This is a genomic window from Bradyrhizobium algeriense (assembly GCF_036924595.1).
GTDB lineage: Bacteria > Pseudomonadota > Alphaproteobacteria > Rhizobiales > Xanthobacteraceae > Bradyrhizobium > Bradyrhizobium algeriense.
The window spans coordinates 2,135,176-2,148,627 of sequence record NZ_JAZHRV010000001.1 but is presented as its reverse complement, the minus strand read 5'-3'; the positions used below and the strand labels follow the sequence as shown (position 1 = coordinate 2,148,627).

General features: G+C 60.8%; 14 protein-coding genes and 1 tRNA gene. 7 read left to right on the top strand and 8 right to left on the bottom strand.

All coding sequences use genetic code 11. The annotated features are described in order from the left end of the window. The first annotated feature begins 113 nt into the window (after window positions 1–113). Window positions 114–188, top strand: a tRNA-Thr gene (locus tag V1286_RS10355). A 506-nt stretch (window positions 189–694) separates the two neighbouring features. On the opposite strand, the gene V1286_RS10350 is transcribed toward V1286_RS10355, so the two are convergent. Continuing rightward, complete coding sequence (locus V1286_RS10350; protein ID WP_334479363.1) at window positions 695–2,290, bottom strand: porin; 1,596 nt, start codon at window positions 2,288–2,290, stop codon at window positions 695–697. 403 nt (window positions 2,291–2,693) lie between these two features. Here V1286_RS10350 and V1286_RS10345 point away from each other — a divergent pair, with 403 nt between their 5' ends. The 3 genes from V1286_RS10345 (at window position 2,694) to V1286_RS10335 (ending at window position 5,553) form a co-directional block, all read left to right on the top strand. After that, a complete protein-coding gene (locus V1286_RS10345; protein ID WP_334479361.1) occupies window positions 2,694–3,209 on the top strand; it encodes a MarR family winged helix-turn-helix transcriptional regulator in 516 nt (171 codons plus the stop codon). Window positions 3,210–3,677: 468 nt separating this feature from the next. Beyond that, window positions 3,678–4,796 (top strand): alpha/beta hydrolase family protein, encoded by a 1,119-nt coding sequence (locus V1286_RS10340; RefSeq protein ID WP_334479360.1) that lies wholly within the window; start codon window positions 3,678–3,680, stop codon window positions 4,794–4,796. A 280-nt stretch (window positions 4,797–5,076) separates the two neighbouring features. Then, on the top strand, window positions 5,077–5,553 hold the full coding sequence (locus V1286_RS10335; protein WP_334479359.1) for a hypothetical protein: 477 nt from the start codon (window positions 5,077–5,079) through the stop codon (window positions 5,551–5,553). A gap of 95 nt (window positions 5,554–5,648) precedes the next feature. On the opposite strand, the gene V1286_RS10330 is transcribed toward V1286_RS10335, so the two are convergent. Beyond that, a complete protein-coding gene (locus tag V1286_RS10330; RefSeq protein ID WP_334479358.1) occupies window positions 5,649–5,756 on the bottom strand; it encodes a glucose transporter in 108 nt (35 codons plus the stop codon). Window positions 5,757–5,962: 206 nt separating this feature from the next. On the opposite strand from V1286_RS10330, the gene V1286_RS10325 reads away from it, so the two are divergent. Then, window positions 5,963–6,217 (top strand): hypothetical protein, encoded by a 255-nt coding sequence (locus tag V1286_RS10325; protein ID WP_108516840.1) that lies wholly within the window; start codon window positions 5,963–5,965, stop codon window positions 6,215–6,217. A 99-nt stretch (window positions 6,218–6,316) separates the two neighbouring features. Here V1286_RS10325 and V1286_RS38870 read toward each other — a convergent pair whose 3' ends face one another. The 5 genes from V1286_RS38870 to V1286_RS10300 all read right to left on the bottom strand — a co-directional run bounded on the left by V1286_RS38870 (window position 6,317) and on the right by V1286_RS10300 (window position 10,007). Then, window positions 6,317–6,763 (bottom strand): hypothetical protein, encoded by a 447-nt coding sequence (locus V1286_RS38870; RefSeq protein WP_417021123.1) that lies wholly within the window; start codon window positions 6,761–6,763, stop codon window positions 6,317–6,319. After that, complete coding sequence (locus V1286_RS10315) at window positions 6,738–7,451, bottom strand: outer membrane protein (RefSeq protein WP_334479356.1); 714 nt, start codon at window positions 7,449–7,451, stop codon at window positions 6,738–6,740. Before V1286_RS10315 ends, V1286_RS38870 begins: the two co-directional genes overlap by 26 nt. 376 nt (window positions 7,452–7,827) lie before the next feature. Then, on the bottom strand, window positions 7,828–8,877 hold the full coding sequence (locus V1286_RS10310; protein ID WP_334479355.1) for an alpha/beta fold hydrolase: 1,050 nt from the start codon (window positions 8,875–8,877) through the stop codon (window positions 7,828–7,830). A gap of 211 nt (window positions 8,878–9,088) precedes the next feature. Then, window positions 9,089–9,514 carry a hypothetical protein gene (locus V1286_RS10305; protein ID WP_334479353.1) on the bottom strand — a complete coding sequence of 142 codons (426 nt, stop codon included), beginning with the start codon at window positions 9,512–9,514 and terminating at the stop codon, window positions 9,089–9,091. A gap of 208 nt (window positions 9,515–9,722) precedes the next feature. Further along, window positions 9,723–10,007, bottom strand: a complete 285-nt coding sequence (locus V1286_RS10300) for a His-rich protein BRANT (protein ID WP_334479351.1) — start codon at window positions 10,005–10,007, stop codon at window positions 9,723–9,725. 279 nt (window positions 10,008–10,286) lie between these two features. Here V1286_RS10300 and V1286_RS10295 point away from each other — a divergent pair, with 279 nt between their 5' ends. Next, window positions 10,287–10,820, top strand: a complete 534-nt coding sequence (locus tag V1286_RS10295; protein WP_334479349.1) for a tetratricopeptide repeat protein — start codon at window positions 10,287–10,289, stop codon at window positions 10,818–10,820. A gap of 67 nt (window positions 10,821–10,887) precedes the next feature. Here V1286_RS10295 and V1286_RS10290 read toward each other — a convergent pair whose 3' ends face one another. Next, complete coding sequence (locus V1286_RS10290) at window positions 10,888–12,474, bottom strand: S10 family peptidase (protein WP_334479348.1); 1,587 nt, start codon at window positions 12,472–12,474, stop codon at window positions 10,888–10,890. A 286-nt stretch (window positions 12,475–12,760) separates the two neighbouring features. Here V1286_RS10290 and V1286_RS10285 point away from each other — a divergent pair, with 286 nt between their 5' ends. Next, window positions 12,761–13,426 (top strand): hypothetical protein, encoded by a 666-nt coding sequence (locus V1286_RS10285; protein WP_334479347.1) that lies wholly within the window; start codon window positions 12,761–12,763, stop codon window positions 13,424–13,426. Window positions 13,427–13,452 lie beyond the last annotated feature (26 nt).

The following is a 13,452-nucleotide window of genomic DNA, read 5'->3' as shown; positions in this document are numbered from 1 at the left end:
CATGCCGGGACGGATATCGGGGTTCTGGCCCTTTGCGGCCAAGTCTGGTATTCGAGCGGCCGAAGATCGGGGCCAATGCGGGATGTTCTCACCGCTCACCGATCACTCAATTCGCCGGTTTAGCTCAGCGGTAGAGCAGCGGTTTTGTAAACCGAAGGTCGGGAGTTCAATCCTCTCAACCGGCACCATGTCTTGCTTGAGGCCGCACCCAGCGATCTCTGAGAATGAAGCGAAATACGACACTATCCTCGAGCCGCGATCCGCCAGGCACTGATGGTTTGCAGCATGGTCAGGCCGCCGCAGCCCCCACGAGGCGGCGAACCGGATCAGCATGGTTCGCACGGTCACTTCCCCCGATGATCCTGCGCCGCTCTGGCTGCCATCCGCTCAACAGGTCCCAAAAATTAAAAACCTCCGGCAGGGCATTGCCGGAGGTTTCGGAGGTTTATCATAAAGAAGCTTTGCGTCTCCTTGAGACTAAGAGGCCGTCAAACGATTTTGGCGGCTACCTGGAGATCACAATACATGACTAACTCACATTATCAAATCACATTTTGAAACTAATTCGCTCGCCCACAGATAGAACGTTCTGCTTTCCGAGGATCGTCGTCCAACATCCTGAAGCACGGATAACAGCAAAAACCCCCGGCAGTTTCCTGCCGGGGCTCTCCTGGACTATCGTTAGATTATGCGATCAGAAGTTGCGCTGAACGCGAACGTTCAAGCTGACCGTATCCTGGTCCGCGTAGTTGTAGACGGCAGTCGGCTTGGGAGCCGTCGGCGTCAGAACCTTGGAACCGGTGAACTTCTGGTCGAGGTGGAAATAGAGCACTTCGGCCGAGAACGTCAGGTTCTTGACGGGAGTCCAGCGAGTGATCAGACCAATCTGCGCGAGATTGAAGTCGGGGTTGCAGCTGAAATCCGCAGACTGGGCGCCGAGGTTGCTCGCAGCGTAGGCCGCACAGTAAAAGTTCTTCGCCGTGCCATCATAGCGAATGGCAGCGTAGCCGCCGAACAGGCTGGTCGACCAGTATGGATCCCAGTTGTGGTTGAACGCACCACGGAAACCAAAACCTTCGGTCAGATGCAGCGTGCCGTCACCGCCGGCAAACGTCGGCAGATAGATGGCGTCGGTCGCGTTGGCGAAGCCGATGCTCTGGTAAGCGCCGCCACTGCCGCCGCCGAACATATTGAAGGCCCGTACGCCTGCGCTGGTGCCAATGATGTTCTTCATGTCGCCCTTGCCCCAGCTGGCATCCATCTTGATGTCGTCGCCGGCGCCAGTCGGGATGTTCTTGATCTGCAAGGCAGCCATCACCGAACCGCCAAACTTGCTCTCGGGGTGGCCAGAGATTTCAGAGAGACCATTCGCACCGAATGTCGGTCCCCCAAACGGCGTAACAAGGCCGCCGGTCACCACGTGTGTCAGAGCATTGTATGAACCGTTAACCTCATGCAATGCGCCCGAAATCTGGAACAGACCCCAAGCCTGATCGACCCGAATGTTGCCGACGATGTCGGGAACATGCGTGCCAGCGTAGGCGTTGCCGCTAGAGCCCGTGCCGGTAAGCGACGCGAGCGTAACGACGCCGGCGGCGGAGGTGTTCGCAAGGTTGTACACGCTGATGCGGTTGAACGCGAGCGGGTCGTCTAGACCGATCGTGCCCGACACGCCGTTGCCGAACTGAGCAGTGTACTGGATGTTGTTCGTGCCGGTAACGGTGTCATGACCGCCAACCAGGAACGAGGTGTTGTTGCCTGGATAACCATGCCAGGGCGTCGCATAGGCCGAAGCCGAACGACCGAAGGTGAATCCAGCGAACTGGATGAACAACATTTCCGTCGCGATCTGCTGGCCGTTGTTAAGGCCACCGGCTTGGCCGGTAGGTCCCACTTCTCTGAAGCTGCCGCTCGGCGAGGCGAACGACCAATCCAGCTGACCGAAGGTGCGAACCACGCCGTACTCGGTGGCAGTGCGGGTATCGATCGTGAACGCCAGACGGGAACGGGAGGCGAAGTAATCGCGATAGCGATTGCCCTGACCCAGATCGCCGGCCCAGGCCGGCTCATTGTAAGGAGCGCCGTTGAATGTTGTATCAACGCGCAGATAACCACCCAGCTTGATGCAGGTGTCGGTGCCCGGGATATAGAAGAAACCCGCGCCATACAGGGAGCAGATCCTCACGTACTCGACCGCTTTGGCCTTGACGGGAAGATCGGCTGCCTGAACTCCACTCATGGCGATCAGACCCGCCGCTGAGCCGAGAATAAGGCTCTTAACCATCTTCATGTTAAACCTCCAAGTTGCTCTGTAGGGAAGGTTCCGGATCCGCTGGGTGAAGCACCCTAAGGTTGGTTCCCTTGTCCCCCATAAAAACCCGCCCAGCCGCTTCGCGCCTTCGGACACTCCCGCATCAGCGCGAGGGACTTAAGCGAACCACCTAGAACGGGACGATCTAGGACCCCCCAGTCGTCACGAGGACTATGCCTTCACAACTAAGTTAATCAAAATACTTTATGTACTCATGCATCGTTATGGTCGGCGTCTGTGTCCTTGCAGCAACAGGTCGAAAACAGGACAATTGCTAGGAATCATACCGATGTTTAAGGTGATTTAGTTCAGTGATTTCATTATTGAATTTTCCAATGTGCATCGATGCAAGATCGGTGAAAAAAGGGGCATCGAAAAGCAGATGAATTCACGAGTCGTGGAGAAGAATTCCGATCAACCTCAGCCCTCTGCAAGGAATCAGGACCTGGCAAAGCGATTCGCGTGGGAGGTCGCTTCAATCAATGTGCACCTCCAGCAACTCCGGCATTTTTGGGCGAAGACCCTTGGCGTTAGTGGTCCGCAGTGGATGATTCTGATGGCTCTGGCGGACTTGGACAAAGGCGACGGAGTTCCGGTGAAGGTGGTGTCAAAGATGCTTCACGTCGACTCGTCGTTCGTGACAACCCAGTCGAAAATGCTTGAAAAGAAAGGCTTCATGCGCCGAAAGACCTCGGAGGACGACGCCAGAGTTGTAAAAATGTCACTGACGGACAAGTCATACAAGCACATCGCAAATCTGGCCTCCCAGCAGGAAGCCCTTAACAAATTTATCTTTGCGGAATTCAGCGATCGAGAACTCACCGAGTTCACCGGCAAACTCGCGTCCCTCAAGGATCAATTTGAGAAGGCCTGCTTGAAGGTTGCCATGGACATCTGAGTCTCGGGCGTTGGTGAGTGTTGGGTGTTAGTAAGTCTTGGGCGTCAGTGAGTCTCGGGCATGAGCCTGAACTCACAAACGTCCGACCTCGTGCCCTGCTAGAGATCTCACGAGGGTACTATCGAATTCGCTTGCGCTGCGCGGCTCGTTTCGAATCGGTCAGAAAGCGAACACCGAACTCCGGCCTGGACGATGTCCACTGTTGCGCGGGGCGCACTCCAAAGTTCCACGCGCCGTTTCCGGCTGCAATGCGTATTGATCCATATCAAGCGAGCCATCGATTCTTCTTCTTTGATTGATCCCCGACAGGGAATGGGGTGCTTTCATGGAAGATCTGGCATGCCACATTGATCAGCGGCGGAAGGCCAATCGCAGCACACTCGACCGCACCGCGGAGGCGCGAATTGGCTTGCGAAAACGCACGCCTTGGTTGAGTATTGATCAACCTAAGTAATAAAGTCAGATTTGATGGCCATTCCGGTCGGTCACTTTGACCAAAAAGGGTGGATCCAGTGGCCGGACAGCGAAGATCTGTCTGCCGAATTTCTGCGGCTTTTGGGTGCTGCTCAAGAAGGCGGCTCAACTGTTTCTGAATGCTTCCGCACGGCAAGCCGGATAGACCCGAAGGACCACGAATCCTGGTACCGGGAATGGAACAAGACGGCCGACGCCAACAATGAGCGAGGCAATACAGCTCTCGGTGCTGGACATTTTCTGACGGCCCAAAGCAACTGGCTGCGGGCCCTAAACTATTATAGCGCGGCCGTGTTCGATCTTGAATTCGTGGACAAGAGACTGCAGGCCGGTCTCGCCAAGATGCGGACCTGCGCCCGTCGCTACCTGGAGCATCGAACCCCTGCTGGCGAAGTTGTCGAGATTCCCTGGCTGAGCCGCTATCCGTTGGAGGGCTATTTCCTGCCTGCCCCAGCCGCGTCGGCTCAAACGCCTGTCATCATTTGCCTCGGCGAACCGGGACATCGAAAGGAAGAGTACCTCTACAAGACGGCGCGCCACGCCCGCAATCGCGGAATGTCGCTGCTGGCCACCGATCTTCTGGGAACGGATAACGGCGCACAGTTCGAAAATGTGGTCGGCCGTTCTGATCTGGAGACGGCTGTCTCCTATATAATGGACTATCTCACAACGAGGGACGACGTTGATAAACGTCGAATAGCGATTCTCGGCGATGGTTCGGGCTCTTTTGTCGCGCGCGGTGTTGCGCTTGACCATCGATTCGCTGCCGCCGTTTGTGACGGCGGCATTTGGGATTTGCAGGAGCGGGCGTTTTTGGCAAACCACATTGCGCCGCTTGATGCGCGCGCGAATCTCATACCCAACGGGATCGCACGAAATCTAAAGTGTCCGATCTTGATTACCATCGGCGAGCATGGCTGGCTGGAGCCAGAACACGTGAACGTCCTGATCGAGCAACTCAAGACGGATCAGCAGGATATCACGCTGAAAATTTTTACGGGGGCGGAAACGGGTGCCTCCCAAGGGCACGCCGACAACCCAACGCTTGCCAGCGAATTCATTTTTGACTGGATTGCGGACCGCTTGGAAAGCAATGCCGCTTCAAACCCATAGCTTGCGGCTCGGAGGAGCGTTGAGCGGCAGACGGAAGCGCTCAGCAAGCGCGAGGATCGCAATGAGGCCGCGGAAGCGATCCGGGGCTTGGTTGAGGGATCATGCTGCGTCCGGCCCTAACCGCAGCGAAATTGACACCACCATGTGCGCGTTGCCGGTCACGAACTGTCACCGTTTTGTCACCTCGCGCGCAAAAGCGCGGCAGTTATCCCCGGCCACCTCTCCACCCGCTTGATTCCACAAAAGGCGTTTGATGGAGTGACTTGGGCCGAGGTGTTTCATGAAATGGATGAGGGAACGCGATCTCCTGATCGCGCAAACGATGGCGTTCGTTCAATCGGTGACCGGCAAGACGCCGGAGACCGGGAATACGGTCACCACGTCGGTTGCCCCGCTCTCCGTCGAGAGATCCGAAACCACACGCGCGGCCGAAACCACCCGCGCGGCCGCGGCCCTTCCCGACATTGAGTTTCTGCTGGCGGCGACCCCGTCCGTTGCCCGGGCGCCAAAAGAAGCATCACAAGACATATCAACAGAAGTACCTCAGGAAATACCGCGGGAGATATCGAGGCCGGCCCCTCCTGCGCGTCCCGATCTGCGGGAGGAATTCCAGTCCGAGATCAGGGCGCGGGTCGCCAGTTTCCGCGCCCATCAGGAGCGGTTCAACCGCGAGCGCGAGGCCTATTGCAGCGCGACCATGGCGAAGGTCCACGCGGCTCTCAAAGAAGGCGAGCAGCCGACGCGGCCGGGCAAGTAAACCCGGGCAGACCCAGCGCGCAAAAACCGCGCTTCCCCGGCATCCGCACGATGTTCAGAGCCAATTCAGATCCAAGCCTTTCAGAGCCAAGCCTTTCAGAGCCAAGCATAGACCAGCGCCACGTTGGCCGCGCAGGCGGCCAGCAGGCAGACGGTCAGCGTGAGTTGGACACGCTCGCAGGAGGTCTGGAGGCTCGTTCTCATGGCCGGAAACATCCGGCGATTCTGGCGGTCGAGTCTCGGGGATTCTTTTTCCCGGGATTTACGACTCGTTAAAGACTCAGAGACTCCACGAAAATGGGCCGAAGCGAGCCAATTTGCTCCCGAAACGGCCTGTCGAATGGCTGCATGGCAGCCAAGCCTGAAACCCGGACCCCGCTTCCGCGTTGACCGTTTTATCGGAGTCGACAATGCCCTACGCGCTGTTCTCAAACGATGCCAAGCTCAGCAAGGCCTATCCCACCGCGGCCGACGTCTGGAAGATTGCCCAGAAGAGCGGCCTCGTGGTCGATGTCGTCTCCGAGCAAGACAGCACCGCCCCTCGCCCGGTGCTGGACCATGATTACGAGATCAAGCCGTGCCAGCTCGAGCCGCATGAAGACCCCGCCCGAAACAAGGCCGACGCCGAGCGCGACGCGCAGACGGAATTGCAGTTAGCGTCGTAAGGGCTGTGGCGGCCGGGTGGGCAACCCGGGCAAACGACGGCTCTCGGCGTATGGGCCCCGCTCGCCGGGGACGACATCCGAGGCGGAAAGAAAATCGATTTATGGCGTCGCCGAGACCAGCGATGCCTGCTCCGAAGCCAGAGTGACACAGGCCTTGCGCCGCTGCAGTCCCCTGATCGCGCCGGTTACCTTGCGCACCTTGCCGGCCCCGCACGTGGGATCCTGCACGAAGGCGACTTCATAGGGAGCAAGCATAAGCGGTTCGGATTTCAGGACAGTTTGGGCAAGGCACGGAAACGCCGCTGCGGAAAAGATCAGCCCTAACGCAAAAGCACGCATGTTCGTTGTCCCACCAGCCGGCCGGAACCATAATATCGGATCGTGACGAAAAGTTGCATGCAGCGCGAAAATTTTTTCGCGCCCGCCAAAAAGCAATCGAGGCACGCTCGCCCCCGACAATTCCCCCAACAAAAAGGCCGGCGTGAAGCCGGCCTTTGTCGTGACGATACGAAGCGCCGTATCAATATCTGGCGGCAGCAGGCCCACCCCAACCAAACCGGTAGTTCACGCCGACCTTGGCGGTGTGTTCGTCGTTGCGGAAGCTGCGACCGGCGATATCGGCAGGACCCGTCGTGAAGGTGGTGTTGCCGAAATTGTAATACTGGTACTCGGCCTTGGCCGACCAGTTCGGGGCGAACATGTATTCGAGGCCGCCGCCGACGGTGTAGCCGTCCTTGTGGCTGCCGTTGGTGGTGAAGCCTTGCGGCACGCCGGCCACCGAAACACCGAGATTGTTGCCGTCGCGCCAGGCGTAACCGCCCTTGGCGTAGAGCAGCGCCGGACCCCAAGTGTAGCCGAGCCGGCCGGTCACCGAGCCGAGCTGGTCGGTGTTTGACGTCACGAGGGTGCCGCCCGGAAACAGCACGCCATTATTATTGTTGTTCGGCAGCCAGCTATACTGGGCTTCGGCACCCATTACCCAGTTCGGCGCGAACTGATAGTCGAAGCCGCCCTGCACGCCGCCAAGGAAGCGGGCGTCGCTGCCCTGCAGGGAGTTGTCACCCGCAAAGGCGCCGCCGACATGGCCGCCGATATAGAACCCGGTCCAGTTATAGACGACCTGAGGCGCGGTATAGGCAGGCGCCTTGGCATAAGGCCGCGGCGGTATGTCGGCCGCAAAAGCTGGAGCCGCCATGGCGGCCAGCGCGGCAGCGCCGAGCAAAATCTTCTTCATACTCATTCCCCGTTACGGACGTTGCGGACCCAATCCAAACAACGTGACTTCATTTAGGTTGCTTAGCGGCAAGTGCCCGCGACCCGATGGCGCGCCACTGTGACGGCACAGCAACAAAACGCTTTAGTTCCCTTGCACATAAGGCTTTTCCCTCCATTAAGGAGGGTCGTTTCCCGCTTAGTTGATGTCCGGGATGACTAAGGCAAGGTTCAACCCTCGCCGAAAAGTGATCCGAATTCGTTCACGGTTCCGTCCCGGGAACAGCGCAAATGCGGACGCCCCGCCGGCAGGCTTCACGGCCGCCGGCGGGGCCCCTTGTTCCCTTGGCGGGGGCCTAGCTCCCTTGGGGCCTGGCTCCCTTGGGGCCTGGCTCCCTTCAAGAGCGAGCCACTTCGATGACGGCGTCGGCAAAGGCCTGCGGCGCCTCTTGCGGCGGGTTATGTCCGATCCCGCCAGTGAGGAGGCGGTGGGCATATTTGCCGGAAAACTTCCTGGCGTAGACCTTGGGGTCCGGATGCGGCGCGCCGTTGGCGTCGCCTTCAAGGGTGATGGTGGGCACGGCGATGGCGGGGAATTCGGCCAGCCGCTTTTCCAGCTCGTCGTATTTCGCCTCGCCCGGGGCGAGACCAAGCCGCCAGCGATAGTTGTGGATCACGATGGCGACATGGTCGGGGTTGTCGAAGGACGCCGCGCTGCGCTCGAAGGTGGCGTCATCGAAATTCCACTTCGGCGAGGCGAGCTGCCAGATCAGCTTTGAAAATTCGCGCCGGTATTTTTCGTAGCCCAGCCGGCCGCGTTCGGTCGCGAAGTAATACTGGTACCACCATTGCAGTTCGGCCGATGGCGGCAACGGCTTCTTGTTGGCCTCCTGGCTGCCAATCAGATAGCCGCTGACCGAGACCAGCGCCTTGACCCGCTCCGGCCAGATCGCCGCGACGATGTCGGCGGTCCGCGCGCCCCAGTCGAAGCCGGCGACCACCGCTTTGTCGATCTTCAGCGCATCCATCAGGGCGATGACGTCGGTAGCGAGCGCGCCCTGCTGGCCGTTGCGCGGCGTATCGCCCGAGAGGAAGCGCGTCGTGCCGTAGCCGCGCAGCCAGGGCGCGATCACCCGGAAGCCGGCCGACGCCAGCACCGGGGCGACGTCGACGAAGGCGTAGATGTCGTAGGGCCAGCCGTGCAGGAGGATGGCGACAGGACCACCGGCGGGCCCGGCTTCGGCATAACCGATCGTGAGGACGCCGGCCTCGATCTGTTTCAGCGCGGCAAACGAGGTGTGGGCGCCCGGCCTGATTGCGCCAGCGCCGGGCTTGGCGTCGCCGGGCTGCGCAAAGAGAGCGCCGCTCATGGCAAACGGCGCCGCCGCAAGCGTCACGGCGGCGGTACCGAGGAAGCGGCGCCGGTCTGGATTGGTGTGCTGGGACATGGATTCTCACTCCGGCTATATCTGATGCGATTGGATCGTATGCGATATAAAGGGTGCAACCCCGATGTCAACCCTTCCGATTTAATCGTATGCGATGCAGATGGGTGCAAGGCATCACAGTCTCGTGTGGAGGCCAGCATGGAATCCGCGAAGGAAAGGACTCTGCCAACACCGACCCGGCCAAGCCGCGTTCTCAGGCAGACGCGCGCGATCAGCGCGTCATTTTCTCCAGTTCCGCGAATGGCGCGTACGCCATCCCCGCACAGGGCTCGACGGCGTTTTCGATGATGCGGTCGAGGCGACCGTCGACGAAGAGGATGGCGCGTTCGCGCGGCTCGCGGTAGCTGCCGTCGGACTCGCGCGGACTGAAGCGGAGACAGGCGACATAGCGCAGCCGCCCGCCGATGACGCGCTCGACCGGCTCGGCCATCACGGCGTCGCGCACGCCGACGGGATCGTTGAGATAGGTCTTCAGGAACGACAGTATTTCGGCGCGGAAATTTTTGGGAAACGGCTGGCTGGAGACGCCGCGATCGTCGGTAAAGGTGATCGGCTTGCTGTCATCGACGGCGGCGGCACAGGCCGACAGCATGATCGGCAGCAACATCATCGCCGCGAATTTGGCCGAACGTCTCAAGCGAACTCTTCCCCTGCCCTTCGCCGTCTCTTAGACCGCCCGGCGGCGAAATGGAATTCGCAACTCGGTTATCTCCTCGCTTCGCTCTCGAAAAGTTGAGCGCGCGCGCCAGCCCACGGCCATTAGCGAAGCAAATGGCGCATGGGCTGGTCTGACATTCGCAAGGCGCGGGGGCAATGGGGGCGAAACGCGCGCCAGCGAATCAGATTCAGCTGCGTTTTGCGGCCGGCGTCACGTGCTTGACCGCGATGTGCTTCGCATGCGTCTTGTGCAAGCCGATGTGCTTGTGGTGGCGATGATGTCGATAATGCTTGTGATGGCGGCCCATCCTTGCATTGGCGTTCAGCGCCTTCGATTTGCCCTCAGCCTTGATGACAGGTGCCTGCGTGGACTTGTTCACCGGAGCCTGCGCGGTCTTGCCAGTCGTGCCGGCATGTGCAGGCGCGGCGAGAACGGAAACGGCAACGAGCGCTGCGGTAATGGTCTTGAGCATGGTTGTCTCCTTCTCCATGGGACCCGCGGGCATTTCCGGTCGAAAGGCCGGGCTCGCCGATCATGCAGGCGACGCTAGCGGTTGCGCACTGAACCGCTCCTGAATCGGACTTTTCGATTCCGTTCATCTGAATGACATCTTCGTCATGTCCGGTGACGGCGACCGCCGATGAAAATTGGCGAAATCGAGGGAAGCGGTGCGGGAATGTTCTCGGCCGCCGGGGGTTCAAATCAACGGGCTTCGGTGTAGGATTGCCAAACCGGCCATCAGGAGAGATGCATGAATAGACTTGCGATCAGACTTTTGACCCTTGCCATGTTGTCGCTCACGCTCGCGGCGGCCCCCGTCGTTAGCGTCGTCTACGCCGCACCCGATAACGATCCGCCGCCGCCGCCGAAGAAGAAGAAATCCAGCGAAGCCCGCCCGGGCATCGAGCAGACCGCATTCGCTAACGGTTATCGCGCCGCCTACGCCGCGATCTACGACCGCCACGACTACACCTCGGCGATTACGCAGCTCAAGGCGCTCGGCCGTGACGACCAGGCCGCCGTCGCCAACCTGATCGGCTACTCCTATCGCAAGCTCGGCGACTACAAGGTCTCGCAGATCTGGTACGAGCGCGCGCTCAAGGCCGATCCGAGCCACGTCAAGACCTGGCAGTATTACGGCCTGTGGCAGGTCGAACAGGGCAACCGCGACCAGGCGCAATATCACCTGAACCGGATCGCTCAGCTCACCGGCACGACAAGCGAGGAATATCGCTCGCTCGCCGCCGCGCTGGAAAAGCCGCCGGGCACGGGATTGGTTTATTGATGCACTAACCTCTCCACGTCATTGCGAACAGCCGGCGCAGTCGTAAGGACGCGCCGGTTTTTTGTTGTCACTTCATTACCGCCTCAACCTCCGCGCGGAACGCCTGACGTGCGCCGTCACGCGAATAGAACATGTGGCCGCCGGGATAGACGACGAGCTTCACCCGGTCCGCACTCGCATAGGCCGGCAACTGGTCGAGAAGGACCTTGGACGCGAAATACGGCGTGGCGAGATCGAACAGCCCGTGGCCGACCAACAGTTTCATTTTCGGATCGAGCGCGAGAATCTCGCGAAGCTGTGAAACCGACTCGGCCGGCCCGCGGCCGAAATCCCACGACCTGTTCACGCTGTTGCTGAGCAATTGGTACGAGCCATCCGGCCGCCAATTGAGCTTGCGCGTTGCGAGGTCGACGGCTGCGCTCGTCAGCGGCGCCATCAGGGGATCGCCGGACGGATCACCGAAATGCGCGGTGTTGGAATCCGGATAGGGGTCGAAGCCTGATACCGAGCCGTCGTAGCGCCCGGTCACCCGGCCGTTGCGCCGGTCGAATTCGCGGCGAAATTCGCCAACCTCGAAACGCCCGGCAAGCCTGCGGCTTACCGCCTGATCGATCCCGGTGAGCGTTGCCACCCTGTCCGTGAGCCGCGCCGTTGCCTCCTTGTCGGCCTGCCCCTTGAGGAGATCGACGATGAATTCGCCTTGTGCGTAACGCTCGACGTCGGCGAGATCGGCGCGCGTCACCCGCCCCCTGGTCTCGCCCCTGGCTTCACGGGCGACCGCCGTCATGCTCGGCAGGCTGTACATATATTTCAGCAGGCTCGAGCCGGAAAAGTCGCGGAAGTCGAGCAACGGCGACACCAGGATCAGCCCGCGCACCCCGACACCCTGCTCGGTCTGCAGATTGCGGACGATTTTCGGCCCGCGAATGCCGCCATAGCTCTCGCCCGCGACGAATTTCGGTGACAGCAAACGGTCGTATTTTTCCAGCCAGCGCCGGATCACGAGCGCGATCGAATTGACGTCGCCATCGACCGAAAAGAACCGCTTGCGCACGTCCTCGCCGGACGCAACGAAGCGGCTGTAGCCGGTGCCGACGGGATCGATGAAGACGAGATCGGTGAAGTCGAGCCAGGTCTCGGCGTTGGGCAGCAGATCAGGCGTCGCGGATGACACGGCGCTCTCACCCGTGATCGAGATGCGCCAAGGGCCGGCATCGCCGAACTGCAGCCAGGCCGAGGACGCGCCGGGGCCGCCGTTGAACAGAAACGTCACCGGCCGGCTTGCGCGATCGGCGCCGTCGAGTTGATAGGAGGTGTAGGCGATATCGGCTTGCGGCTCGCCCTTGTCGTCGAATATTCGGATCGAGCCTGCGGTGGCTGTGAAGTTGAGCGTGCGGCCGGGCAGCGCCAGCGTCTGCGTGGTGGTGGAATCCGGCGGCAGACGGTGTTGTTCGGCGGCAGAGGGCGCTGGCGCGGCGGCGCCCCGCCCTGCTCCGCCCTTCTGGCCCGATGGCGACGGTGTGGCCGCGGCCGCGGCCGGCTGCTGCGAGGTTGGCGAACTGGCCTCCTCGGCGCGCGCACTGCTTGCCCAACACACGACCAGAAGGGCAGCGGCAAGACGCGCGGGGCGCGTCGCCGTGAAACGAAAAGCCATGCCGTTTGCTCCCTGCGCGCCCCGCGATCCAGCCGCCCCGCGGATTCTGCCGTAACACTGCGACAATGAGGCCCTGATGCACAACAAGCACAAATCTTTTCGAAAATCACAATCCCGACAGCATCGCGTGAGAAAGCGGTCAGTGCGCCCGGTGGTTGTCCTCGCCGGCCGTCAGGTGCTATCGGTCGGTTCCGCCGGCGCACCGGCCAGGTATTTTTGATCATCCATGCAACCATTCAGGCGCTGGCGCGACTAATGAACCTGCGCTTTTCAATGGGGACTTAAAATGAAACGTTCGATTGCTGTTTGTCTTGGCCTGCTGGCGCTGGCCTCCCCGGCGATCGCAGATTCGCCGGTCGCGGTGGTCGAGGACGTCCAGGGCAAGGTCACCGGCGCGGAATTCATGGACTATGTGACGCCCAAGGCGGTCATCAAGATCGGCGACGGCGGCTCGGTCATTCTCAGCTACCTGAAGTCATGCCGGCGCGAGACGATCAGCGGTGCCGGCACCGTCGTCGTCGGCACCGAGGAGAGCGCCGTCCACCTCGCCGAGGTCAAGGCCGAGAGGACGAATTGCGATCCCAGCCAGGCCAACGCGACCACGCGCGAGACCAGCGGCGTCGCCGCCACCGTGCTGCGCAGTGTCGACAACACGGCCTCCTTGCCGCAGTCGCAGCTCACGCTTTACGGAGCATCGCCGCTGGTGGAAGCCAAAGGCCGCGGCAAGCTGGTTATCCGGCGCCTCGACGTGCCGGGCGAGCGTCAGGAGATTAGTCTTGGCGGCACCCAGCTCAAGGGACGGTTCCTCGATTTCGCCAGCGAGAACGTCGCGCTGGCTCCAGGCGGCCTCTATGCCGCAACGTTCAAATCATCGCGGATTGTCTTCAGGGTAGACCCGCAGGCCAGGGCCGGCGCGACGCCGATCGTCGGCCGGTTGCTGCGGATGGAATAGGCGTGACGGGCCATCCCGCTTGAGAA

Bases quoted from the DNA above. Each gene is read 5' to 3' on its own strand.
- V1286_RS10310 (WP_334479355.1), bottom strand. From the start codon at position 8,877: ATGTCCCAGCACACCAATCCAGACCGGCGCCGCTTCCTCGGTACCGCC.
- V1286_RS10290 (WP_334479348.1), bottom strand. From the start codon at position 12,474: ATGGCTTTTCGTTTCACGGCGACGCGCCCCGCGCGTCTTGCCGCTGCC.
- V1286_RS10325 (WP_108516840.1), top strand. From the start codon at position 5,963: ATGCCCTACGCGCTGTTCTCAAACGATGCCAAGCTCAGCAAGGCCTAT.
- V1286_RS10345 (WP_334479361.1), top strand. From the start codon at position 2,694: ATGAATTCACGAGTCGTGGAGAAGAATTCCGATCAACCTCAGCCCTCT.
- V1286_RS10315 (WP_334479356.1), bottom strand. From the start codon at position 7,451: ATGAAGAAGATTTTGCTCGGCGCTGCCGCGCTGGCCGCCATGGCGGCT.
- V1286_RS10340 (WP_334479360.1), top strand. From the start codon at position 3,678: ATGGCCATTCCGGTCGGTCACTTTGACCAAAAAGGGTGGATCCAGTGG.
- V1286_RS10300 (WP_334479351.1), bottom strand. From the start codon at position 10,007: ATGCTCAAGACCATTACCGCAGCGCTCGTTGCCGTTTCCGTTCTCGCC.
- V1286_RS10295 (WP_334479349.1), top strand. From the start codon at position 10,287: ATGAATAGACTTGCGATCAGACTTTTGACCCTTGCCATGTTGTCGCTC.
- V1286_RS10335 (WP_334479359.1), top strand. From the start codon at position 5,077: ATGAAATGGATGAGGGAACGCGATCTCCTGATCGCGCAAACGATGGCG.
- V1286_RS10285 (WP_334479347.1), top strand. From the start codon at position 12,761: ATGAAACGTTCGATTGCTGTTTGTCTTGGCCTGCTGGCGCTGGCCTCC.
- V1286_RS10330 (WP_334479358.1), bottom strand. From the start codon at position 5,756: ATGAGAACGAGCCTCCAGACCTCCTGCGAGCGTGTCCAACTCACGCTG.
- V1286_RS10350 (WP_334479363.1), bottom strand. From the start codon at position 2,290: ATGAAGATGGTTAAGAGCCTTATTCTCGGCTCAGCGGCGGGTCTGATC.